Annotated in this window: 23 protein-coding genes; 11 read left to right on the forward strand and 12 right to left on the reverse strand. The window is 67.5% G+C overall.

Annotated features, from left to right (window positions below):
• Positions 1-17: 17 nt before the first annotated feature.
• The 3 genes from ACXJLU_RS09290 to ACXJLU_RS09300 form a co-directional block, all read right to left on the reverse strand.
• Entirely contained in the window at positions 18-611 is a 594-nt protein-coding gene (locus tag ACXJLU_RS09290) for a DUF4276 family protein (protein ID WP_457330150.1), read from the reverse strand.
• Complete coding sequence (locus tag ACXJLU_RS09295) at positions 608-1,813, reverse strand: AAA family ATPase (RefSeq protein WP_457330152.1); 1,206 nt, start codon at positions 1,811-1,813, stop codon at positions 608-610. The genes ACXJLU_RS09290 and ACXJLU_RS09295 overlap by 4 nt, the downstream gene beginning before the upstream one ends.
• Before the next feature lie 124 nt (positions 1,814-1,937).
• Positions 1,938-2,882: a YicC/YloC family endoribonuclease gene (locus ACXJLU_RS09300; RefSeq protein WP_457330154.1), complete on the reverse strand. Its 945-nt coding sequence runs from the start codon at positions 2,880-2,882 to the stop codon at positions 1,938-1,940.
• A gap of 28 nt (positions 2,883-2,910) precedes the next feature.
• Here ACXJLU_RS09300 and ACXJLU_RS09305 point away from each other — a divergent pair, with 28 nt between their 5' ends.
• The 5 genes from ACXJLU_RS09305 to hemW all read left to right on the forward strand — a co-directional run bounded on the left by ACXJLU_RS09305 (position 2,911) and on the right by hemW (position 7,505).
• The gene (locus ACXJLU_RS09305; protein ID WP_073467030.1) at positions 2,911-3,879 is read left to right on the forward strand and encodes a serine/threonine protein kinase; all 969 of its coding nucleotides are present in this window, start codon (positions 2,911-2,913) and stop codon (positions 3,877-3,879) included.
• Positions 3,880-3,883: 4 nt separating this feature from the next.
• Positions 3,884-4,798, forward strand: a complete 915-nt coding sequence (locus ACXJLU_RS09310) for a PP2C family protein-serine/threonine phosphatase (protein ID WP_073467031.1) — start codon at positions 3,884-3,886, stop codon at positions 4,796-4,798.
• Between the two features lie 139 nt (positions 4,799-4,937).
• Positions 4,938-5,654: a ribonuclease PH gene (rph, locus tag ACXJLU_RS09315; protein ID WP_457330232.1), complete on the forward strand. Its 717-nt coding sequence runs from the start codon at positions 4,938-4,940 to the stop codon at positions 5,652-5,654.
• Positions 5,655-5,659: 5 nt separating this feature from the next.
• Positions 5,660-6,265, forward strand: a complete 606-nt coding sequence (gene rdgB / locus ACXJLU_RS09320; protein ID WP_457330157.1) for an RdgB/HAM1 family non-canonical purine NTP pyrophosphatase — start codon at positions 5,660-5,662, stop codon at positions 6,263-6,265.
• A 61-nt stretch (positions 6,266-6,326) separates the two neighbouring features.
• Positions 6,327-7,505 carry a radical SAM family heme chaperone HemW gene (hemW, locus tag ACXJLU_RS09325; protein ID WP_457330159.1) on the forward strand — a complete coding sequence of 393 codons (1,179 nt, stop codon included), beginning with the start codon at positions 6,327-6,329 and terminating at the stop codon, positions 7,503-7,505.
• Positions 7,506-7,508: 3 nt separating this feature from the next.
• On the opposite strand, the gene ACXJLU_RS09330 is transcribed toward hemW, so the two are convergent.
• The 3 genes from ACXJLU_RS09330 to ACXJLU_RS09340 all read right to left on the reverse strand — a co-directional run bounded on the left by ACXJLU_RS09330 (position 7,509) and on the right by ACXJLU_RS09340 (position 10,138).
• Positions 7,509-8,246 carry a site-2 protease family protein gene (locus tag ACXJLU_RS09330; RefSeq protein WP_457330161.1) on the reverse strand — a complete coding sequence of 246 codons (738 nt, stop codon included), beginning with the start codon at positions 8,244-8,246 and terminating at the stop codon, positions 7,509-7,511.
• Positions 8,243-9,139 carry a DUF2167 domain-containing protein gene (locus ACXJLU_RS09335; protein WP_457330163.1) on the reverse strand — a complete coding sequence of 299 codons (897 nt, stop codon included), beginning with the start codon at positions 9,137-9,139 and terminating at the stop codon, positions 8,243-8,245. Before ACXJLU_RS09335 ends, ACXJLU_RS09330 begins: the two co-directional genes overlap by 4 nt.
• Positions 9,140-9,202: 63 nt before the next feature.
• Complete coding sequence (locus ACXJLU_RS09340; protein WP_073467035.1) at positions 9,203-10,138, reverse strand: LysR substrate-binding domain-containing protein; 936 nt, start codon at positions 10,136-10,138, stop codon at positions 9,203-9,205.
• Between the two features lie 89 nt (positions 10,139-10,227).
• On the opposite strand from ACXJLU_RS09340, the gene ACXJLU_RS09345 reads away from it, so the two are divergent.
• On the forward strand, positions 10,228-10,524 hold the full coding sequence (locus tag ACXJLU_RS09345) for a hypothetical protein (protein WP_143171625.1): 297 nt from the start codon (positions 10,228-10,230) through the stop codon (positions 10,522-10,524).
• Between the two features lie 16 nt (positions 10,525-10,540).
• Here ACXJLU_RS09345 and ACXJLU_RS09350 read toward each other — a convergent pair whose 3' ends face one another.
• Genes ACXJLU_RS09350 through ACXJLU_RS09360 form a run of 3 tightly spaced genes read right to left on the reverse strand, consistent with a single transcriptional unit; the run spans position 10,541 to position 13,236 of the window.
• A complete protein-coding gene (locus ACXJLU_RS09350) occupies positions 10,541-11,638 on the reverse strand; it encodes a protein-glutamate methylesterase/protein-glutamine glutaminase (RefSeq protein ID WP_457330165.1) in 1,098 nt (365 codons plus the stop codon).
• Positions 11,639-11,690: 52 nt separating this feature from the next.
• Positions 11,691-12,335, reverse strand: a complete 645-nt coding sequence (gene cheD, locus ACXJLU_RS09355) for a chemoreceptor glutamine deamidase CheD (protein ID WP_457330167.1) — start codon at positions 12,333-12,335, stop codon at positions 11,691-11,693.
• Positions 12,336-12,378: 43 nt separating this feature from the next.
• Positions 12,379-13,236 carry a CheR family methyltransferase gene (locus tag ACXJLU_RS09360; protein ID WP_073467039.1) on the reverse strand — a complete coding sequence of 286 codons (858 nt, stop codon included), beginning with the start codon at positions 13,234-13,236 and terminating at the stop codon, positions 12,379-12,381.
• 305 nt (positions 13,237-13,541) lie between these two features.
• Between ACXJLU_RS09360 and ACXJLU_RS09365 the strand changes: the two genes are divergently transcribed.
• The 3 genes from ACXJLU_RS09365 to ACXJLU_RS09375 are packed head-to-tail and all read left to right on the forward strand — an operon-like array spanning position 13,542 to position 15,414.
• The gene (locus ACXJLU_RS09365; RefSeq protein ID WP_457330169.1) at positions 13,542-14,180 is read left to right on the forward strand and encodes a GGDEF domain-containing protein; all 639 of its coding nucleotides are present in this window, start codon (positions 13,542-13,544) and stop codon (positions 14,178-14,180) included.
• 14 nt (positions 14,181-14,194) lie between these two features.
• Positions 14,195-15,010, forward strand: coding sequence for a MinD/ParA family protein (locus tag ACXJLU_RS09370; protein WP_457330171.1), 816 nt, complete (start codon positions 14,195-14,197; stop codon positions 15,008-15,010).
• Complete coding sequence (locus ACXJLU_RS09375) at positions 15,004-15,414, forward strand: group II truncated hemoglobin (protein ID WP_457330234.1); 411 nt, start codon at positions 15,004-15,006, stop codon at positions 15,412-15,414. The genes ACXJLU_RS09370 and ACXJLU_RS09375 overlap by 7 nt, the downstream gene beginning before the upstream one ends.
• A gap of 23 nt (positions 15,415-15,437) precedes the next feature.
• Here ACXJLU_RS09375 and ACXJLU_RS09380 read toward each other — a convergent pair whose 3' ends face one another.
• The 3 genes from ACXJLU_RS09380 to radC all read right to left on the reverse strand — a co-directional run bounded on the left by ACXJLU_RS09380 (position 15,438) and on the right by radC (position 19,080).
• A complete protein-coding gene (locus tag ACXJLU_RS09380) occupies positions 15,438-17,456 on the reverse strand; it encodes a peptidase inhibitor family I36 protein (RefSeq protein ID WP_457330173.1) in 2,019 nt (672 codons plus the stop codon).
• Positions 17,457-17,770: 314 nt separating this feature from the next.
• The gene (locus ACXJLU_RS09385) at positions 17,771-18,409 is read right to left on the reverse strand and encodes a Smr/MutS family protein (protein WP_457330175.1); all 639 of its coding nucleotides are present in this window, start codon (positions 18,407-18,409) and stop codon (positions 17,771-17,773) included.
• Positions 18,406-19,080 carry a RadC family protein gene (radC, locus tag ACXJLU_RS09390; protein WP_457330177.1) on the reverse strand — a complete coding sequence of 225 codons (675 nt, stop codon included), beginning with the start codon at positions 19,078-19,080 and terminating at the stop codon, positions 18,406-18,408. Before radC ends, ACXJLU_RS09385 begins: the two co-directional genes overlap by 4 nt.
• 71 nt (positions 19,081-19,151) lie before the next feature.
• Here radC and ACXJLU_RS09395 point away from each other — a divergent pair, with 71 nt between their 5' ends.
• Both ACXJLU_RS09395 and ispH read left to right on the forward strand, forming a co-directional pair.
• Positions 19,152-19,595 carry an FKBP-type peptidyl-prolyl cis-trans isomerase gene (locus tag ACXJLU_RS09395; RefSeq protein ID WP_457330179.1) on the forward strand — a complete coding sequence of 148 codons (444 nt, stop codon included), beginning with the start codon at positions 19,152-19,154 and terminating at the stop codon, positions 19,593-19,595.
• 14 nt (positions 19,596-19,609) lie between these two features.
• Complete coding sequence (gene ispH, locus ACXJLU_RS09400) at positions 19,610-20,572, forward strand: 4-hydroxy-3-methylbut-2-enyl diphosphate reductase (protein WP_457330180.1); 963 nt, start codon at positions 19,610-19,612, stop codon at positions 20,570-20,572.
• Positions 20,573-20,596 lie beyond the last annotated feature (24 nt).

The raw sequence follows: 20,596 nt of genomic DNA on the forward strand, positions 1-20,596 counted from the left end.
CTTCATACGCTTGATGTTCAGCCTCGACCAGCGACATGGGTTTGCCACTCTTTGCACAGCTTGCGAAACGACCGGCTGTTGTCGAAGGCTTGTTGCAGATCGATGCGGGCGGAAAATGCAGGTTGATCCAGAATTTCGCTGTACGTACCGCTTTGCATGTGCTCCCTCATCCAGCCCTTGGCATTGCGGGGCGATTCGGCCTGGATTTTCTCCTCAGGGGCCACCGAAAACCCACGTGCCCCATGCAAGGAAGGCGCGGCGGCGATGAACCAGGCTTCGAACTCCCGGTTCGCCAGCACCACCGACAAGCGCTGATGCGGTATGTGCTGTTGTGCCCGTTGGTGAATTTCTCGACCCAGGCTGGCAGGGCAGTCATCATCGGCATCCAGCACGATCAGAACCCACCCATCGTGGCCACTCTTGGCCGCTGCCAGAAGCAGCTGTCTGCGAAATTCATCGTCCTTGTTCAGAAACTTGTCGCGCCGAACCCGGATGGGTTGCAGCAGGTTGACCAGCGCAGCCGGTTCCCGTTCCGAAGCCAGTCTTCGCAACAAGATCGGCAACGCGGAAACCTCTCCGTCGCCCTCCACGATCGATGCGATCGAGATCACGACCGGGCCTCGCCGAAGAGCTCTGTCTGGCTTGCGCTCTGCTGCGCGATGATGTCGCGATCGGGGGCCAGCTGATTCATGCGCAGAAGCTCTCCGGCGGAAAACAGGTGATTGCGCAGTACTTGGCGAGAGGCTTCGTCCAATGGCGCAATTTTCGTCTCCCCGCCTTCCGAGACGACGGAGATGATGGAATCGGCATCGATGCCGCGGTCATCCAGCAGGTCAGGGCTGTGACTGGTCACCAGGACTTGCGTGTGATTGGCGGCATGCACAAGCACCTCGCGCAAGGCGGCGCTGGCCGCAGGATGCAGCGCAGTTTCAGGCTCTTCGATGCCGATCAACGTCGGCGAGTAGTCGACGTTGCTTTGCAGCAGTGCCGTCATCACGCCGAGCGCTCGCAGCGTGCCATCGGACATGTTCTGCGCCAGAAATTTCCAGGGATGATTGGCACCCGCCATTTCCTGTCGAAACTCCAGCGTTTCCATGGGGCCGATGGACTTGCGCTCCATGCCGTGCACCATGGGCACCACCGATTGAAGATACTCTTCGATGGTCTTCACGCGATCGGGCGCAACACGCTCCAGATGCCCGATCACGCTGGCGATGTTCTCGCCAGCGGGCTTGAGCAAGCGACCGTCCTGCGGCTTTTGAAGTTCCCGCATCAGCTCGGGATTCAGGTTGTAGAAACCCATCGCAGTCAATGTGTCGAATACCGGCCTGAATGCCGTGAAGCCGGATGCCGCTACCAAGGCAAGTCGGTCTGCCGTCACCGACGGGAAGGTGGGTTCGCTGCTGTCGCGCAGCTGGCCCTTGGAAATGCGGAAGAAGGGGCCTTTGCCGATTCCGGTGATGACGCATTCTTCGTGCTGCACTTCATAGCCGCCACTGGCCATCGCACCGATGTCGAAGGCATATCGCCCCTCACGGCCATCTCGCAGGCGAAATTCAAGTCGAATGCCGAAATGCGTCGGATGACCACTGGAGCGGCGGCGCACTTCGTTCAAGCCGCCACGCGCGTTGATGGCGCTGTCCAGGGATCCGGCCAACGCGTCTCGGACAAAGTGCAGAGCGTCCAGAAAATTGCTTTTTCCGGCGCCGTTGTGACCGACCAGGTAGGTCAGAGGGAGCAAGCGAACATCACAATGGCCGATGCTCTTGTAGTTGCGCAGCACCACACGCCGAATGCAAACTGTCTGGGCCATGTAAACCTCTCTGTCTTGAAGGAGTCGTGGCGGATGTGCTTGCAAGGGCCGCCTCTCGCCGAGCATGTTTGCCACGCGCGTGCCCAGGGACGCGGCACAGGGCCGGCATGAACTGCAGCGGACCTTACTCCAGGTTCTGCACCTGCTCCCGCAACTGCTCGATCGCGACCTTCATCTCCACCGAGATGTTGGTCAGCTCCAGCGTCGAGGCCTTCGAGCCCAGCGTGTTCGCCTCGCGCAGCAGTTCCTGGATCAGGAAATCGAGCCGCTTGCCGACTTCGCCGCCCGCCTTCAGCAGCCGGGCGATCTCCTCCAGGTGGGCGCGCAGGCGGGCCAGTTCCTCGGCCACGTCGATGCGGATCGCATAGGCCGCGGCCTCGTTCAACGCGCGGTCCTGCAGCGCCTCGCGGGCGATGCTCTGGGTCGCGCCGGTCACGTCGAGCGCCTCCTGCCAGCGCTCGACGAAGCGCTGCTGCTGGCGCTGCACCGCGGCCGGCACCAGCGGCTCGGCCTGACTCGCCAGTTCGCGCAGGCGCTTCACGCGGTCCATCAGCACCGCCACCAGCTTCTCGCCTTCGCGCTCGCGCGCTTCCGCCAGGCCGTCGATGCAGCGCCGCGCGGCGTCGAGCGCCGCCTCGTCCAGGTGCTCGGCCGCCGAGCCCGTCTTGCACCACTGCAAGACCTCGTGCACCGACAGCGGCTGCGCCTTCGGCAGCCAGCTCTGCACCGTGCTCTCGATGCGGCCCAGCCGGCTCAGCTGGTCCGGCTGCGGCGTCGGCCAGGCCGATTCGGTTTCCCGATGGGTGTTCAGCCGCAACTCGACCTTCCCGCGCCGGAAGCGCTTCGTGATCAGGTCGCGCAGCACCGGCTCCAGCGAGCGGAATTCATCCGGCAGCCGCAGGCTCAGGTCGAGGAAGCGGTTGTTGACGGAACGCAGTTCCACCATCACGCTGGTCAGTGAGGTCGCAGGCGACCGGGCGGCGGAAGCATCTGCCGCCACCGTGCTATCTGTGGCGGTTTGCGCCCCGGAGGTGGCGCTTGCGTACCCGGTCATGCTGTAGACTGCCATTCAATTTATCGCATTGCAAAATCCGATTATGTCAAAGCCAAAACCTGCTCCGTTGCCATCGGGCACGGTCGTCGGTGGCTACCAGGTCATCAAGAAGCTGGCAGCGGGTGGCTTTGGCGTCGTCTACCTCGCCGAAGACTCCGACCGGCACCTGGTCGCCATCAAGGAATACCTGCCCTCCTCGCTGGCCGAGCGCGCGCCGGGTGAACTGACGCCGCGCGTCAAGCCCGAGAAGCAGCCGCTGTATCGCCTGGGGCTCAAGAGCTTCTTCGAAGAAGGCCGTTCACTCGCGCAGATCAGCCACCCGAGCGTGGTCAGCGTGCTGAACTTCTTCCGCGAGAACGAAACCGTCTACATGGTGATGAACTACCTGCAGGGCGACACGCTGCAGGATTTCATCGTCACCGCGCGCGACCTGAAGCGCGACAAGGTGTTCCGCGAGTCCACCATCCGCAGCCTGTTCGACGAGATCCTGCGCGGCTTGCGCATCGTGCACCAGCACAAGATGCTGCACCTGGACATCAAGCCGGCCAACATCTTCATCACGAACGAGAACAAGGCGGTGCTGCTCGACTTCGGCGCGGCGCGCGAAGTGCTGAGCAAGGAAGGCAACTTCATCCGCCCGATGTACACGCCCGGCTTCGCCGCGCCCGAGATGTATCGCCGCGACGGCACGCTCGGCCCCTGGACCGACATCTACGCGATCGGCGCCTGCATCTACGCCTGCATGCAGGGCTATCCGCCGAACGATTCCCCGCAACGCATCGAGAAAGACCGCCTCGCGCTGTCGCTCTCGCGGCTGCGCAACGTCTATTCCGACAACCTCATTGAAGTAACCGAGTGGTGCATGTCGCTGGATCCCTTGTCGCGCCCGCAAAGCGTTTTTGCCCTTCAGAAGGAACTGGCGCGCGAGACCGAACGGCGCTACACCAAGCTCAGCTTCAGTGAACGATTGAAGCTGCAGCTCGAAAACCTCACGACCGGCGCGAAGGGCTGAGGTCATGCGATTCACCGTGTACCAGGTCAGCCGCAAGGGTGGCCGCGAGAAGAACGAAGACCGCATGGGCTATTGCTACACGCGGGATTCGGGGTTGTTTGCCCTGGCCGACGGCATGGGCGGCCACCCGGAAGGCGAGGTCGCCTCGCAGCTCGCGCTGCAGACCCTCGCCGCGATGTACCAGCGCGATGCCAAGCCGACGCTGAAGGAGCCGATGCGCTTCCTGCACGAGGCCATCATCGCCGGCCACCATCAGCTGCTGCGCTACGCCACCCAGAAGGCGCTGATCGACACGCCGCGCACCACCGTCGTCGCCTGCGTGCTGCAGGGCAACAACGCGTACTGGGCGCATTGCGGCGATTCGCGCCTGTACCTCGTGCGCGGCGACAAGCTGGTCGCTCGCACCCGCGACCACTCGTACTCCGAACTGCAGGAAACGCTCAGCCACGTCGTGCCGATGGGCGAGCGCTTCAACCGCAACGTGCTGTTCACCTGCCTGGGCAGCCCGGGCAAGCCGGTGGTCGACACCGTCGGCCCGCTGGTGCTGCAAAGCGGCGACCGCCTGCTGCTGTGCTCCGACGGCCTGTGGGGCACGGTCACCGATGCGACGATCACCGAGCAGCTGGCGCGGAACACGCTGGCCGACGCGGTGCCCGAGCTGGTCGAGCAGGCGCTGCGCAACGGCGGCGCGAAGAGCGACAACGTGACGGTGCTGGCCGTCGAATGGGAATCGGCCGAAGACAACGACAGCAACGGTGGCATCTCCACCGACACGCTGGGCGAAGAGGTCTTCGCGTCGACCATCCAGGCGAGCGTGCTGGGCCAGGAAGCGCCCGACGAACTCGACGATGCCGAGATCGAGCGCTCGATCAAGGAAATCAACGAGGCGATCCGCCGCTCGTCGCAGAAAAAGCCCTGACGGCACGCCGGGCGCGTCCCGGCGTAAGCTTCGGCATCATTCGCCCCCGAGTCCGCTCGCGCCTGCCGCGATGCGGACTTTGTCTTTCACGACACCACCTTCGTCGCACCACCTTCACCGCCGCACACCCATGAGCTTCATCCGTACCCAAGGCCGCGCCGCCGACGCGCTTCGCCCCGTCAGCATCCGCCGCCATTTCACGAAGCATGCCGAAGGCTCGGTGCTGGTGTCATTCGGCGACACCCAGGTGCTGTGCACCGCGTCGGTCGAAGAGAAGGTGCCGCCGCACAAGCGCGGCAGCGGCGAGGGCTGGGTGACGGCCGAATACGGCATGCTGCCGCGCGCCACGCACACCCGCAGCGACCGCGAGGCGGCGCGCGGCAAGCAGAGCGGGCGCACGCAGGAGATCCAGCGCCTGATCGGCCGTTCGCTGCGCTGCGTGTTCGACCTGAAGAAGCTCGGCGAGCGCAGCATTCACCTCGACTGCGACGTGATCCAGGCCGACGGCGGCACGCGCACCGCGGCGATCACCGGCGCCTACGTGGCGGCGCACGACGCCGTCAGCTGGCTGCAGCGCAAGGGCCTGATCGTCGAATCGCCGATCCGCGATGCGGTGGCCGCGATCTCGGTCGGCATCGTCGACGGCACGCCGCTGCTCGACCTGGAGTACATCGAAGACTCGGCCTGCGACACCGACATGAATGTCGTGATGACCGCCGCCGGCGGCTTCGTCGAGGTGCAGGGCACGGCCGAGGGCGCGGCCTTCTCGCGCGACGAGATGAGCGCGCTGCTGGGCCTGGCCGACAAGGGCATCCGCGACCTGGTGGCCGCGCAGCGGGCCGCGCTGGCGGGTTGAAGACGATGCGGCTCGTGCTCGCGTCGAACAACGCGAAGAAGCTCGGCGAGTTGCAGGCGCTGTTCGCGCCGCTGGCCATCGAGCTGGTCACGCAGGGCTCGCTGGGCATTCCGGAGGCCGAGGAGCCGTACCTCACCTTCGTCGAGAACGCGCTGACGAAGGCGCGGCATGCCGCGCGCGCGGCCGGTGCCGCGGCGATCGCCGACGACTCCGGGCTGTGCGTGGATGCGCTGAAGGGCGCGCCCGGCGTGCTGTCGGCGCGCTATGCGACGCTGTTCGGCCAGCCGAAGAGCGATGGCGACAACAACCGCGTGCTGCTCGAGCAGATGCACGGGCGCGACGACCGGCGTGCCCGCTTCGTCAGCGCGCTGGTCGCGGTGCGCGAGGCCGACGACCCCGAGCCGCTGATCGCCTTCGGCCGCTGGAACGGCGAGCTGCTGCGCGAGTGCGCGGGCGAAGGCGGCTTCGGCTACGACCCGTTGATGTTCATCCCGTCGCTCGGCCGCTCGGTGGCGCAGTTGAGCGCCGACGAGAAGAACCGCGTCAGCCACCGTGCGATCGCATCGCAGCAGATGCTGGCGCTGATGCGCGAGGTCTGGCACCTTGGCTGACGTCATTCCAATCGGCCCAGCGCCGGACGCACCGGCCGCGCCCGGCGAATCTGCGAACGACATGGTCGCGCGCTACATGCGCCCCGGCACGCTGCAACTCGCGGCGCTGCCACCGCTGTCGCTGTACGTGCACCTGCCGTGGTGCCTGCGCAAGTGCCCGTACTGCGATTTCAACTCGCACGAGAAGTCCGGCGAGCTGCCCGAGGCGCGCTACCTCGACGCGCTGCGGGCCGACCTCGAAGCCGCGCTGCCCTTCGTCTGGGGCCGGCGCGTGCACAGCATCTTCATCGGCGGCGGCACGCCGAGTCTCTTCGCGCCGGCGGCGATCGACCAGCTGATCACCGACATCCGCGCCCGCCTGCCGCTGGAGGCCGGCTGCGAGATCACGCTCGAGGCCAACCCGGGCACCTTCGAACGCGACCGCTTCCGCGGCTACCGCGCGGCCGGCGTCACGCGCCTGTCGATCGGCGTGCAGAGCTTCGACGACGAGAAGCTGCGCGCGCTGGGCCGCGTGCACGACGCCGCGCAGGCGCGCGCCGCGGTGGCCGAGGCGCGCGAGTGCTTCGACACCTTCAACCTCGACCTGATGTACGCGCTGCCGGGGCAGACGCTGGAGCAGTTCGATGCCGACCTGAAGCAGGCGCTCGATTTCAAGCCGTCGCACCTGTCGATCTACCACCTGACGATCGAGCCGAACACCTTCTTCGCGAAGCACCCGCCGGCGATCCCCGACGACGACCTCGCGTTCGACATGCTCGACCGCATCGTCGAACGCACGGCCGCGAGCGGGCTGGCGCGCTACGAGGTCTCGGCCTTCGCGCAGCCGGGCCACCGCTGCCTGCACAACCAGAACTACTGGCAGTTCGGCGACTACCTCGGCATCGGTGCCGGGGCGCACAGCAAGCTGAGCTTTCCGCACCGCGTCGTGCGGCAGATCCGGTTCCGCGATCCGGCCAAGTACATGGCGCAGGCGCTGGCGGGCACCGCGATCGCGCAGGACGAAGAGGTGGCGCGCAAGCAGCTGCCGTTCGAGTTCATGCTGAACGCGCTGCGCTTGGTCGATGGGTTCGAGCTGGTGCGGTTCACCGAGCGCACCGGCATGCCGCTGAGCGCGATCCGCGCGCCGCTCGACAAGGCGCTGGCGCAGGGGCTGGTCGAGCAGGACGGCGGCTGGGTGCGGCCGAGCGGTCGGGGGATGGATTTTCTCAGCGACCTGCAGTCGTTGTTCCTGGCCGATTGAGCCTCAGACGCTGCCGGTGCCGCCGCCGTGGCGCATCACCTCCAGCATCTCGTGCAGGTCGTAGGTCATCACCGCGAGGAAGCCGACCAGCGCGATGTAGCAGACCGCATAGCCCGCCCGCGTCTCGAACGATGCCACGCGGTACGCCTGCGCCGCCGGATCCCCGCGCTGCTTCCACGCGTTCCACAGCTGCGAGCCGGCCAGCACCGCAACGAGCACCAGCATCGGGCTCGGCCGCCACATCACCATCGCCAGCAGCACCGGCACCCCCGCCAGCCACAGCCACGGCGAGATCACCTGCGTGATGCGCCCGCCGTCGAGCGGGCTCAGCGGGATCAGGTTGAACAGGTTCAGGAAGAAGCCCGAGTACGCGACCGCGAGCAACCAGTCGATGTGCTGGTCGCGTGCGACGAAATAGCAGGCCAGCGCACCGAGCGAGCCGATCAGCGGCCCGGCCATGCCGACATAGGCCTCGGTCTCGGCATCGTGCGGCTGGTCCTTCAGCTGGATCCACGCGCCGACGAACGGGATGAAGGTCGGCGCGCCGACCGCCAGCCCGCGTTGCCGCGCCGCGATGAAATGCCCCATCTCGTGCACGAACAGCAGCGCGACGAAGCCGACCGCATAGCGCCAGCCCCAGATGAAGGCATACACGACGACCGACAGCAGCATCGTGCCGCCGGTCGTCAACAGCTTGCCGAATTTCAGGCCGCTGAACAGCAGCAGGAGCAGCTTGATCACGTGTCGGACTTCTTGCGCGAGAAGAACTTGCCGATCACCGCCAGCAGCCCGGCACCGGCCAGCAGCGCGACCTTCGCGAACTTCAGGAAGAACGCCGCGATCACCGCGAACAGCCCGAGCTTCTTGACCGCGACGCCGGCCACCAGCGCGGCCAGCCCGTACTCGGCCACCTTGTCGGTGCTGCTGTTGAAATCGGCATACCCCTTGCCGCCGTTGAAATTCAGCGCCGACAGCAACTGGCCGGCCACCGGCTTGTCGGCCTCGATCGTCGCGCGCGAGGTGATCAGGTTCAGCGTGATGTAGCCCTCGCGGCCGAGCGCGTAGGTGTTGTAGTTGATGCTCTGCTGTGCCTCGTTCTCGCCGGGCGTGCGCGCCGCCATCGACCACACGAGGCGGTGCGCTGCCGCGTCGTAGCTCGGCTTCTGCACCCAGCCGACGATCTCGAGCTCGGGGAAGCCCTGCTCGCGGCGGCGCTTGTTGCCCTCTTCGGTGCCTTCCTTCAGGCTCTTGTACAGGTCGTCGACGTTCCAGTCCTTGGCGTCGTCGTCCTTGATGTAGCCTGCGGCCTCGTAGCGCGCGACCACCAGCCATTGCGGGTCGCCGCTGGATTGCACCAGGCCGATCAGCCGGTCGTCGCTGCTGTTGCCCATCGCCTGCATCAGCCGGCCGGCCTGCGGCTGCGGGACGTATTCCATGCCGGCAGGCAGCTTCAGCACGGCCTGGTCGCGCAGCGTGATGTCGCTCGGCCCCTTGACGGTGGCGGCACGCGCCGCGGCAACGGCCGCCTCGCCTTCCTTCTGGCGGTCTTCGGCCGTGCCGGCCTGCACGGGTGTGAATGCCAGCGCGAATGCGGCGGCCAGGGCCGCGGCGGCGGCGATCTTGATGAACTTCATGGGTCCTCCGGGATGTGTTGTCTGCGTGGCAGTTGTCGGCGCGCCCTCACGCGCCGATCGATGCTATCGCAGCGGCATCGGCGGTGTCTTCACCAAGTCTTGGGATTGCGTGAGTTCTTCGCGCAGCCAGTCGCGCAGCGCGACCAGCGGCGGCCAGTCGCGCAGGTCGGGCGGGTAGACCAGCCAGTAGGCGTAGGCCTCGTCGTCGGGCAGCGAGAGCGGCGACAGCCGCACCAGCTTGCCGTCGCAGATCGCATCGGCCGCGAGCAGCTCGCGGGCCAGCGCCAGGCCCAGTCCCTGCTCGGCCGCCTGCAGCATCAGTCCGGCATCGTTGAAGGCGGCCACCGGGTTCACGCGCACGCGCAATCCGGCCAGTTCGAACCAGCGCGCCCACAGACTCGCACTGCCGAGCAGCGGCTCGTCGGCCAGTGCCTTCGCGTCGCGTCCCTGCAAACGGTGCGCGGCATTCGGCGAGCCGATCGCGATCAACGGCGAATCGATCAGCCGCTCGCTGACCAGCCCCTTCCATTCGCCGTCGCCCTGGCGCAGCGCGGCATGGAAGCCGTCGCGCTTCAGGTCGATCACCTGCTGCGACGCGAACAGCTCGATGCCGATGTGCGGATTGCGCTCGCGCCAGCGCGCCATGCGCGGCAACAGCCAGCGCTGCGCGAACGACGGCAGCAGCGTGACGCGGATGCGGTGCTCGGCCCCCGAGGCAGCCGCCGCCGCCGCGCGCATGCCGTCGTCGAGCTGGGCCAGCGCCGGCTCCACCGCGCGCAGCAGCGCGGCACCGGCCGCGTTCAGCGCGATGCGGCGCCCGCGGCGGTCGAACAGCACGAAGCCGAGTTGCTCCTCGAGCAGCTTGATCTGCTGGCTGACAGCGCTGTGGGTCAGGCTCAGTTCCTCGGCCGCGGCCCGCAGGTTCTCGAGCCGGGCGACGGCGCGGAACGCTGGAAGCGTGTTCAGGGGCAGGCGATGGTTCGGCATGCTGGTAAGCATAGCTGACCAACTCGCGCTGAACAAATCAATTCCGTCCCAGAGGACTGCCTTCTATGCTTACCAGCAACCGAAGCCAGAAGGAGCCCGCCATGACGACGCCGCAAACATTCCAGCCCAGCCTGCCCCTGTGCCGTCCGATTGCCGTGCGCTGGGCCGATCGGTGGCGCGAGGCGCTGCTGGCGCCTGTCGCGGCATGGCATGGGTGGCGCGAGCAACGGCGGCGCGAGCGCCGTTACGACGCGGTGCTCGATTTGAGCCCGCGCACCTTGAAGGACATCGGCGCGCCCGACTGGGTGGTGTCGCACGCGCAGAGCCGGCGCGAGGTCGAAGCGCATCGCGTCGACGATTTCCGCCTCGGCGTGCGCGAGTTGCCCTCGCGTTGGTGACCTGGGTGAACCGCGATCAGACGCGGTTCAGCGACAGGCCCGACGTGCTGCGCAGCCGATCGATCAGGTGCGGCGCGATCTGCGTCAGCGGCAGCACCTCATGCGCCGCGCCCGCGTTGATCGCCTCGCGCGGCATGCCGAACACCACGCAGCTGGCCTCGTCCTGCACCAGGTTGTAGCTGCCGGCGTCGCGCAGTTCGCGCATCGCCTTCGCACCGTCGGCGCCCATGCCGGTCAGCATGATGCCCAGCGCGTTCGGGCCGACGACACGCGCCGCCGACTTGAACAGCACCTCGACCGACGGCTTGTGCCGGTTCACCGGCTCACCGTCCTGCACGCGGGCGATGTAGTTGGCGCCGCTGCGCTCCACGCTCAGGTGCAGCCCGCCCGGCGCGATGTAGGCATGGCCCGGCAGCACGCGTTCACCGTCCTGCGCTTCCTTCACGCGGATGCGGCACAGGCCGTCCAGCCGCGCCGCATAGCTGCGCGTGAAACCGGGCGGCATGTGCTGCGTGATCATCACCGCCGGGCAGTCCGGCGGCAGGTTGATCAGCACTTCCTTGGTCGCTTCGGTGCCGCCGGTGGAGGCGCCGATGAAGATGATCTTCTCGGTCGACAGCCGGCCGAGCGAGGCCATCGGTGCGGCCGGGCGAGCCGGCGCGGCCGTGCCGTCGGCGGCCGGCGCGCTCGCCGGCAAGTGCAGCTTGCGGATGTGGGCCTTCGCCGCGATGCGCACCTTGTCGGTGATGTCCTCGGCCAGCAGCTTCAGGCCGTCGGCGACGCCGATCTTCGGCTTCGCGACGAAATCGATCGCGCCCAGCTCGAGCGCGCGCAGCGTGACATCGGCGCCGCGCTCGGTCAGCGTCGACACCATCACCACCGGCATCGGCCGCAGCCGCATCAGCTTGCTGAGGAAGTCGATGCCGTCCATGCGCGGCATCTCGACGTCGAGCGTGATCACGTCCGGGTTCAGGTTGCGGATCATCTCGCGCGCCACCAGCGGGTCGCTGGCCGCGCCGATGCATTCCATGTCGGGCTGCCGGTTGATGATCTCGGTGAGCAGGCTGCGCACCAGCGCCGAATCGTCCACCACCACCACGCGTGTCTTTGCCATGTTCGTGCCTTGCAGGTTGTCTCGTCGTCGTTGTCGTTGGATGCGGACCTGGTCAGAACAGGTCCACCGAGCCGCCGCCGGTCGCGGCGGGCAAGGCCTTCTGCGCGGCGATGCGGTCCTGCTGCACCAGCGCTTCGGGGTGGGCCGGCGCGAGGCGCTTGACCATCGCCTTGCCGCTGCCGGGCAGGAAGCAGACCTTGCGCGGATAGATGTCGAGCACGTCCTTCGACACGATCGGGATGCGCTCGGTCTTCAGGTACTCGATCACGAAGCTGGTGTTGCGCTCGCCGACGTTCATCGTGTTCATGCCGCTGATGACCTGGCCGCCGCCGAACACCTTGGCTTCCATCGTCATGCGGTTGGCACCACGCTTCATCATCTCGTTGATCAGCAGTTCCATCGCGTACGAGCCGTAGCGGCCCGAATCGCCGGCGCCGTCGGGCAACATGAAGTGGTTCATGCCGCCGACCTTGGCGTTGCGGTCCCACAGGCAGGCGGCGATGCACGAGCCGAGCGTGGTCATGATCAGCATGTCCTCGTCGTGCACGAAGTACTCGCCGGGCAGGATCTTGACCGCGTCGTTCTTGAAGTGCGCGTCGTAGAAGAAGAACGAGGCCTCCCCCGGCTTGCGCGGCGCGCCCTTCAGGCGTTCGAGCCGGGAGCCGGCCGCGGGGGTGTTGGAGCTGATCAAGGCCATGGTCTATCCATATCGGCGGGCGGGAGGGTGTGCTTGAGCAGGCTCAAACCCGTTCGTAGACCGTCTTGCCGCGCAGGCGGAAGATGTCCTTGGAATCCGTGAAATTCTCCGAATGCCCGACGAACAGCAGGCTGCCGGGCTTCATCACGCCGTGGATGCGTTCCAGCACCTTGCGCTGGGTGGGCGCATCGAAATAGATCATCACGTTGCGGCAGAACACGATGTCGAACGGGTCGCCGAGCGACCAGCGCGCGTCCATCAGGTTGTGCACGCGGAACTCGATCATGCGCGCCAGCTCGGGCTTCACGCGGATGAAGCCGCTGTTGTCGCCCTTGCCGCGCAGGAAGTGCGCGCGGTGGTGGGTGGCGGTCAGCCCGCGCGCATCGGCCGGGTAGACGCCGCGGCCGGCGGTGGCGAGCACGTTGGTGTCGATGTCGCTCGCGACGATGCGCACCGCGCTGTGGCCGAGCGCCTCGGCGCAGGTCATCGCGATCGAGTACGGCTCCTCGCCGGTGGAGGCGGCGTTGCACCACACGCGCAGCGAGTGGCCGGCGCGCGCCTTCAGGTCGGAGGCGAGCGCATGGAAATGGTGTTCCTCGCGGAAGAACGAGGTCAGGTTGGTCGTCAGGCAGTTCACGAACTCCTGCCATTCGCGGTCGGCCGACGGGCCGCTGGAGGCCTCGAGCCACTGCAGGTAGCTCGCGAAGCTGCGCTGGCCGGTCTCGCGCAGGCGGCGCGACAGGCGGCTGTACACCATCGCCTGCTTGCCGGCGTGCAGGCTGATGCCGGCACGCTGGTAGATCAGCTGGCGCACGCGCTCGAAATCGGCGTTGCCGAAGCTGAACTCCTGATCGGACGCGTTGCGCAACGCGGCGAGTTCGGCAGGGGACGCTGCACTCATGATGTCTCCAGGCAATCGTTCGGATGTTGTTCGAGACGGGACCAGCGGACTCCGATGCGGACCACCTCCACGCCTTATCGGCTGCCAGTCTGCGGACCTTGAGGCGCCGCCAACGCGGGAGATGGGTACCAATCACCGCGCTATTCCCAGGGGGCGTGAATATGCCCGCTGCTAGACTGAAACCACACAGCCCCTGGTCCGACGTGTCCACATCTCCAGCAGTACCCGCAACGCCAGACCCGAATGCCGCACGACAGCTGCGGCTCGCGGGTGCGCTGCAACTGCTCGGCCAGTCCGGTCACTCCTTGCCCGATCTGGCCCAGGTCGGCCAGACCGCGTGGCTGCAGTCGGTGATCGACGCGCTGTGCGACATCTCCAGCCGCGACGCGTTGACCGGCCTGTCGAACCGCCGCCAGTTCGAGCTGGCGCTGGCCCGCGAGATCGACCGCGTCGCGCGGGCCGGCGAGCCGGCGCTGGTGCTGATGGTCGACATCGACCGTTTCAAGATGGTCAACGACACCCACGGCCATGCGGCCGGCGACCTGGTGCTGAAGGCCGTGGCCGCGTCGCTGATGAGCTGCGTGCGGCCGATGGACACCGTGGCCCGCTTCGGCGGCGAAGAATTCGCGATCATCCTGCCCAACTGCCCGCCGACCTTCGGCCATGTGGTGGCGGAGCGCATCCGCAGCAAGGTCGAAGCGACGCCGGTCACGGTGGCGCGGCGGCAGTCGCTGTCGGTCACGATCAGCCTGGGCGGGGCCTTTGCGCCGCAGTGGGTGCGCTCGTCGGCCACACTGTGGATCGAACGCGCCGACCAGCAGCTCTACCGCGCCAAGCGCGAAGGCCGCAACCGCGCCTGCCTCGAGCAGCCGCCGGTGTCGCTGGTGAGCGCCGAGGAAAAGGGCATGCTGTTCGGTACGTCGCAGTTCCAGGACATTGAATGAGTGTTGAACAAGCGATGAGCACGACAGAAACCGCAGCTCCCGCAGCGCGCGCGCCGTCCGGGCACCGTGCGCGCACCATGGCCGTGACCAGCGGCAAGGGTGGCGTCGGCAAGACCTTCGTGTCGGCCAACCTGGCGGCCGCCTTGGCGCGGCGCGGCGAGCGGGTGCTGGTGCTCGATGCCGACCTCGGCCTCGCGAACCTCGACGTGGTGCTGAACCTGTTCCCGAAGATCACGCTGCACGACGTGTTCACCGGCAAGGCCAAGCTCGAAGACGCGATCCTGCCGGCGCCGGGGGGCTTCTCGGTGTTGCTGGCCGGCTCGGGCCTGGTCGAGTACTCGCGGCTGACCGCCGAGATCCGCGAGCAGCTGCTGAAGATCATCGAGACCGTGGCGCCGCGCTTCGACCGCATCCTGCTCGACACCGGCGCCGGCATCTCCGACGTGGTGCTGTACGCCGTCTCGCTGGCCGACGACGTGCTCGTCGTCGCCACCCCCGAACCCACGTCGCTGACCGATGCCTACGCGACCATCAAGGTGCTCGCGACGCAGCAGCAGCGCACGAAGATCTCGCTGGTGGTGAACCAGGTCAATCGCGCCGGCGAAGGCCGCGTGATCCGCGGGCAATTGCAGCAGGTGGTCGACAAGTTCGTCGCGCCGCAGCTGGCGGGGCCGGATCCGTCGCTGAAGCTCGAACTGCTGGGCGAGGTGCCGATCGATCCGTCGGTGCGCGAGGCGGTGCAGAAGCGGCAGTTGCTGCTCGAATCGCTGCCGGGCTGCGAAGCGGCCAAGGCGATCGTCGCGATCGCCGCCAAGCTTGCCGCATCGTGAGCGAGGCCGCACCCGCTTCCAAGCCGGCCACGCCGTTCGAATGGGTCGGCGGCGAGGGCGTCGTGCGCTCGCTGGTCGACCGCTTCTACGACCTGATGGACCTGGAGCCCGGCTATGCCGCGCTGCGCGCCGCGCACGGCGCCAGCCTGGAGTCGGCGCGCGACAAGCTGTTCTGGTTCCTGTGCGGCTGGCTCGGCGGGCCGCAGCACTACACCGAGCGTTTCGGCCACCCGATGCTGCGGGCGCGCCACCTGCCGTTCTCGATCGGCATCCTGGAGCGCGACCAGTGGCTCGCGTGCATGCACCAGGCGATGCAGGAAACCGAGCTGGACCCGGCATTGATCACGCGCTTGCGCGAATCCTTTTTCCAGACGGCTGACTGGATGCGCAACAAGGGCGTCTGAGCGCCCTCGTTGCGTCTTTCCGATCAGCGGGCGTGCGAGACGCGCACCGCGTTCAGGCCGTCCGACAGCGCCAGCTCGAAGCTGCCACCGCTCGGCAGATCGGCGCTCGACAGCGTGACGCTGCCACCGCGCAGGTCCTGCGCCAGGTTGCGGCGCTGCTCGGTGCCGACCCAGGTCACGGTCAGGTACGGGTGACGCGCTGCATCCCACGTCAGCTTCAACGCACCGCCGCTCTCCTGCACTTGCACCTGCGGTGCCGCTGCGGCCTGCGCACGCTCGGTCGTGCTGGCTGCCTTGGCCTGCGAGTTCAGCAGCGTCTTGGCGCCTTGCAGCACCGTGATGCTCTGGATCGCGCCCGGGTTCGGGACCGTGAAGCCGAAGTGCTGCAGCGTGCTGTTGTGGTCCAGCGTGCGCGGCGCGAACGGGATGTCCGCGGTGCCACTGGCCGACACGATGCGCAGCGTGTACTGGCCGGGCTCGGGTGCTTCCGCGCGGCCCACCAGCGACTTCACCGGGTTCAGCTCGGCCGTGCCGGTCGCACCGATCTCGCCGCTGATCAGCAGCAGGTCTTGCGTGGCCGTCATCGCCGCGGCAGCCGCCTCGTTGACCATCGACTTGTCAGCCGGCGTCAGGTAGGTCTGCATCTTCCGGTAGTTGTAGTCGGAGAAGACCTGGCCACCGCAGTAGCTCATGATGTCGTGGCGATCGGTCGGGCGCGGGTCGTAGAAGGTGTTGCTGTCCGCCAGGTACGGCCACACATAGCGGCCCGACTTGCCGAGGTTGGCGTCCGGGTACGGGTAGGCCGGGTCCGGGCTGCCGGCGCCGCCGCAGGCCGCGTGGGGCAGCGAGAAGTTGTGGCCCATCTCGTGCGCCACGACGTCGCGCACGGTGGTCGGCTGGTCGGGCATGTCGAAGCCGACGCCGGAGTGGCTGCTCAGGTAGGCCAGGCCGGCGAGGCCCCAGGTGCGCTTCGGGATGAAGCCGAAATAGTGGTCATGCTTGGCCGCGCCTTCCAGCGAGTGAAGGTCGGCCAGTTCGCCGAGGATCTTGCCGAACGCATCGCTCCAGCCGTCGTCGGTGGTCGGCAGCGTGGTCACGCGGCTCGACACGTAGGTCGGGTGCGACTGCACGGTGACCGATGAGACCGGGAACAGCGCCTGCAGGTGGGCGCCCTGGCTCACCGGCAGCTTGCCGACAGTGCCGGCGATCTGGATTGCGATCGGTACGAACTTCATCGGCGTGCCGCCGCCGACGCGCGGCGTGATCGTCGTGCCGGCGCTGCTGCCGATCAGTGCGGTCAGCTTGACGCCCGTCTTCACGAGATCGGCCGGCACGGTGGCGGTGTACGAATCGGCAAAGCTCGGCACGGCCGGCACGTTGGCCGGCAGCGCGCCGGTGGGCGCGGTCAGCAGGATGTCCCGGGTGCTGCCGTTGGCGCTCGTCACACGCAGCGTGCCGCTCGGCTTGGTGCCGCCGGTGGCGCCGCTCGTGACGTTGACCTTGACCAGCGCGGCCTTGCCCGAGACCAGCACCAGCGCGCTGTCATCGCTGTTGAACAGCAGCGATTGCGCGACCTGGATGCCCGAGACCGGCGACGTGCCCGTCGGCGGGGTGGTGGTGGTCGGCGCGGTGACCTTCAGCGACGACGCGGCGTCGTTGAAGCCGAGCGACACCAGGTTTGCGGTGTCTGCCGTCAGCGTGATCGAGCTGCCGCCGTAGTTGATGTGCTGGAACAGCTGGACCTTGTAGCCCGCCTTCACCTTCACCGACGAGACGCGGTCGTTCCAGGCCGAGCCGATCCAGGTCGAGTCGGCGCCGGCGCAGAAGCTCGCGCCCTGGTAGTTGATGTGTTCGTAGAAGCAGATCGCGGAGGTGTCGACCGCGGCGGCCGTCACGGCCTCGACCTGCTGGTCAGCAGCGCTCTGTGCGTCGGCGCTCTGCTGGTTGCCGCCGCCGCAAGCGGCCAGCAGCACGGCCACCGATGCCAGCGGCAGCAGCAGGCGATGGGTGGACGAATCGAATGCTCGGGATTGTCGGGACACGGTCTGACCTCCTTGTAGGGTGCGCCTATCGCGATCGCGAATGCGCGTTGTGGTCAAAACCGTGCAAAGTTCATACCGATCGACTTGCAACCATCGGTGAAACAGGGTTGACAGGCCGATTTTTGACAGCGCTTTCAGATGTTTTCGAACGCCTTGCCCGTGCGCTGTCGAGGAGGGCGCCGACGCCCTAGTCCCATGCGGTGTAACGCGCCTCCCACGGGTTAGGGGGATGAAGGGCCGCGTGGCATTTGTTGCCTTGCTTACGACCCGACGCGCATGCGACGAAGCACGCCAGATCGTGACGCGGTATGACGTCAGCGCAGCGCGCGAAGCAGCACGATCACCGCGCCGTGACCGCCTTCGTCGCCGCGCGCCTGCACGAAGGCGAGCACGTCGGCCTTCTGGATCAGCCAGCTGCGCACCTTGCCCTTGAGCACCGGTTCGCGGCCGGGCGAGCCGTTGCCCTTGCCATGCACGACGCGCACGCAGCGCATGCCGCCGTGCACGGCATCGTGGACGAAGGCGGTGAGCCGCTCGCGCGCGGCGTCGCGGCGCAGGCCGTGCAGGTCGACCTCGCCCTGGATGGCCCAGCCGCCGCGGCGCAGCTTGCGCAGCACGTCGATGCCGATCTCGGGGCGGCGGTAGGACAGCTGGTCGTCGGTCTCGAGCAGCGTGACCGGGTCGAACTCGTCGGAGAGGGATTCGCGCAGCGCGCGCTCTTCATCCAGCTCGCGCTGGCGCGGCTCGGGCGAAGGGGGCGTTGGCAGCGCGTGGCGACGGCCGCTGGGCGCCATCGGCTGCACGCGCCCGACGCTGGCCGAGAACAGGTTGGCCTCGCGCAGCCGGCGGGCTTCTTCCTCGCGGGCACGGGCCTCGCGCTCGGCCGCTTCGCGCTGCGCCTGCTTCAGCGCCTCGCGGATGTCGGCCAGGTCCTGCAGGCTGCGCAGGGTCACAGCAGGCCTCGCTCCACGAACGAGACCACCTCGGTGTCGCCGACCACCAGGTGATCGAGCACGCGCACGTCGATCATCGCGAGCGCCGATTTGAGCGTCTGCGTCAGCGCCTCGTCGGAGCGCGAGGGCTGCGCCGAGCCGGAAGGGTGGTTGTGCGCGAGGATCACCGCGGCGGCGTGCAGCTGCAGCGCGCGCTTCAGCACCTCGCGCGGGTAGACGCTGGCCTGCGTCAGCGAGCCGCGGAACATCTCTTCCATCTGGATCAGCCGGTTCTGCGCATCGAGGAACAGCACCGAGAACACCTCGTGGCCGCGCCCGCCGAACTGCAGCCGCAGGTAGTTCTTGACGTTGACGATGTTGTCGAGCACCGGCCGCTTGGTCATCTGCTGGCCGAGCGAGCGGCGTGCCAGCTCGAGCACCGCGCTGACCAGCGCCCGCTTGGCGGGCCCGAGGCCCTTGATGCGCTGCAGCGCCTGAGGATCGGCCTGCAGCAGCCCGGTGAGCCCCCCGAAATCGTCGAGCAGGCGCTGCGCGAGGTTCAGCACCGAATCGCCCTTGACCCCGGTGCGCAGCAGCAGCGCGACCAGCTCGGCATCGGCCAAAGCCTGCGGGCCGCGGGCCAGCAGTTTTTCACGCGGGCGGGCGTCGGCGGGCAGGTCTTTGAGCAGCATGGGCATGATCCGGCGGAACGGCGGGGCGCCGCACCTAAAATTGAGTCCAGTCTACCGAACCAGGATTTGCCTTGACCCACGTTCAACAGGGATCGTTCCTGACCCTGCACTACCGGCTGGCCGGCCCCGATGGGGTCGACCTGATCAACACGTTCGCCGACAAGCCGGCCACGCTCTCGCTGGGCAGCGGAGAGCTCTCGCCGGCGATGGAAGCGCGCTTGATGGGCTTGGCCGAAGGCACGCGGGCATCGTTCGAGCTGGCCGCCGGCGAGGCCTTCGGCGAGCGCAACCCCGACATGCTGCAGCGTGTGAAGCTGGCGCTGCTGCACGAGCTGGGCGACCCCGACGAGCAGTACCACCTCGGCGACGTGGTGCAGTTCCCGACGCCCGACGGCCAGGCCTCGTACGCCGGCGTGGTGCGCGAGGTGGGCGGCGACTGGCTGCTGTTCGACTTCAACCACCCGCTGGCGGGCCGGCCGGTGACCTTCGAAGTTCAACTGATCGGGGTGCTGTGATGGGCGAGAACCACATGACGACAAGCCACACGCTGGACGAAGTGCTGCTGGCCGAGCCGCGCGGCTTTTGCGCCGGGGTCGACCGCGCGATCGAGATCGTCGAGCGCGCGATCAAGAAATTCGGCTCGCCGATCTACGTGCGCCACGAGATCGTGCACAACACCTACGTTGTCAACGACCTGAAGGCCAAGGGCGCGATCTTCATCGAGGACCTGGCCGACGTGCCGCCCGGCGCCACGCTGGTGTTCAGCGCGCACGGCGTGTCGCAGGCGGTGCGTGCCGAGGCGGCGCAGCGCGGCTTCAGCGTGTTCGACGCGACCTGCCCGCTGGTCACCAAGGTGCACGTCGAGGTGGCCAAGCTGCACAAGGAAGGCTACGACTTCATCATGATCGGCCACAAGGGGCACCCCGAGGTCGAGGGCACGATGGGCCAGCTGAACGAAGGCATCTACCTGGTCGAGGACGTGGCCGACGTCGGGCGCGTGCAGGTGGCGCAGAGCGAGAAGCTGGCGGTGGTGACGCAGACCACGCTGTCGGTGGACGATGCGGCCGAGATCCTGGCTGCGGTGAAGAAGCGGTTTCCGCTGGTGCGCGAGCCCAAGCAGCAGGACATCTGCTACGCCACGCAGAACCGGCAGGATGCGGTCAAGGTGATGGCGCCGCAGGTCGACGTGCTGATCGTCGTCGGCAGCCCGACCAGCTCGAACAGCAACCGCCTGCGCGAACTGGGCGAGCGGCTCGGTGCCGACGCCTACATGGTCGACCAGCCCGAAGACCTGCAGCCGCAGTGGTTCGACGGCAAGCGGCGCGTCGGCCTGACGGCCGGTGCCTCAGCGCCCGACATCCTGGTGCAGCAGGTGATCGAGCGGCTGCGCACGCTGGGCGCGGTGTCGGTGCGCAAGATGCCGGGCGTGATCGAGACCACGCACTTTCCGCTGCCCAAGGGCCTGGGCGACAAGTCCATGGCCGACGTCTGATTTCCTGAATTTCGATCCATCTAC

The sequence above is a fragment of the Rhizobacter sp. P5_C2 genome (assembly GCF_054049715.1).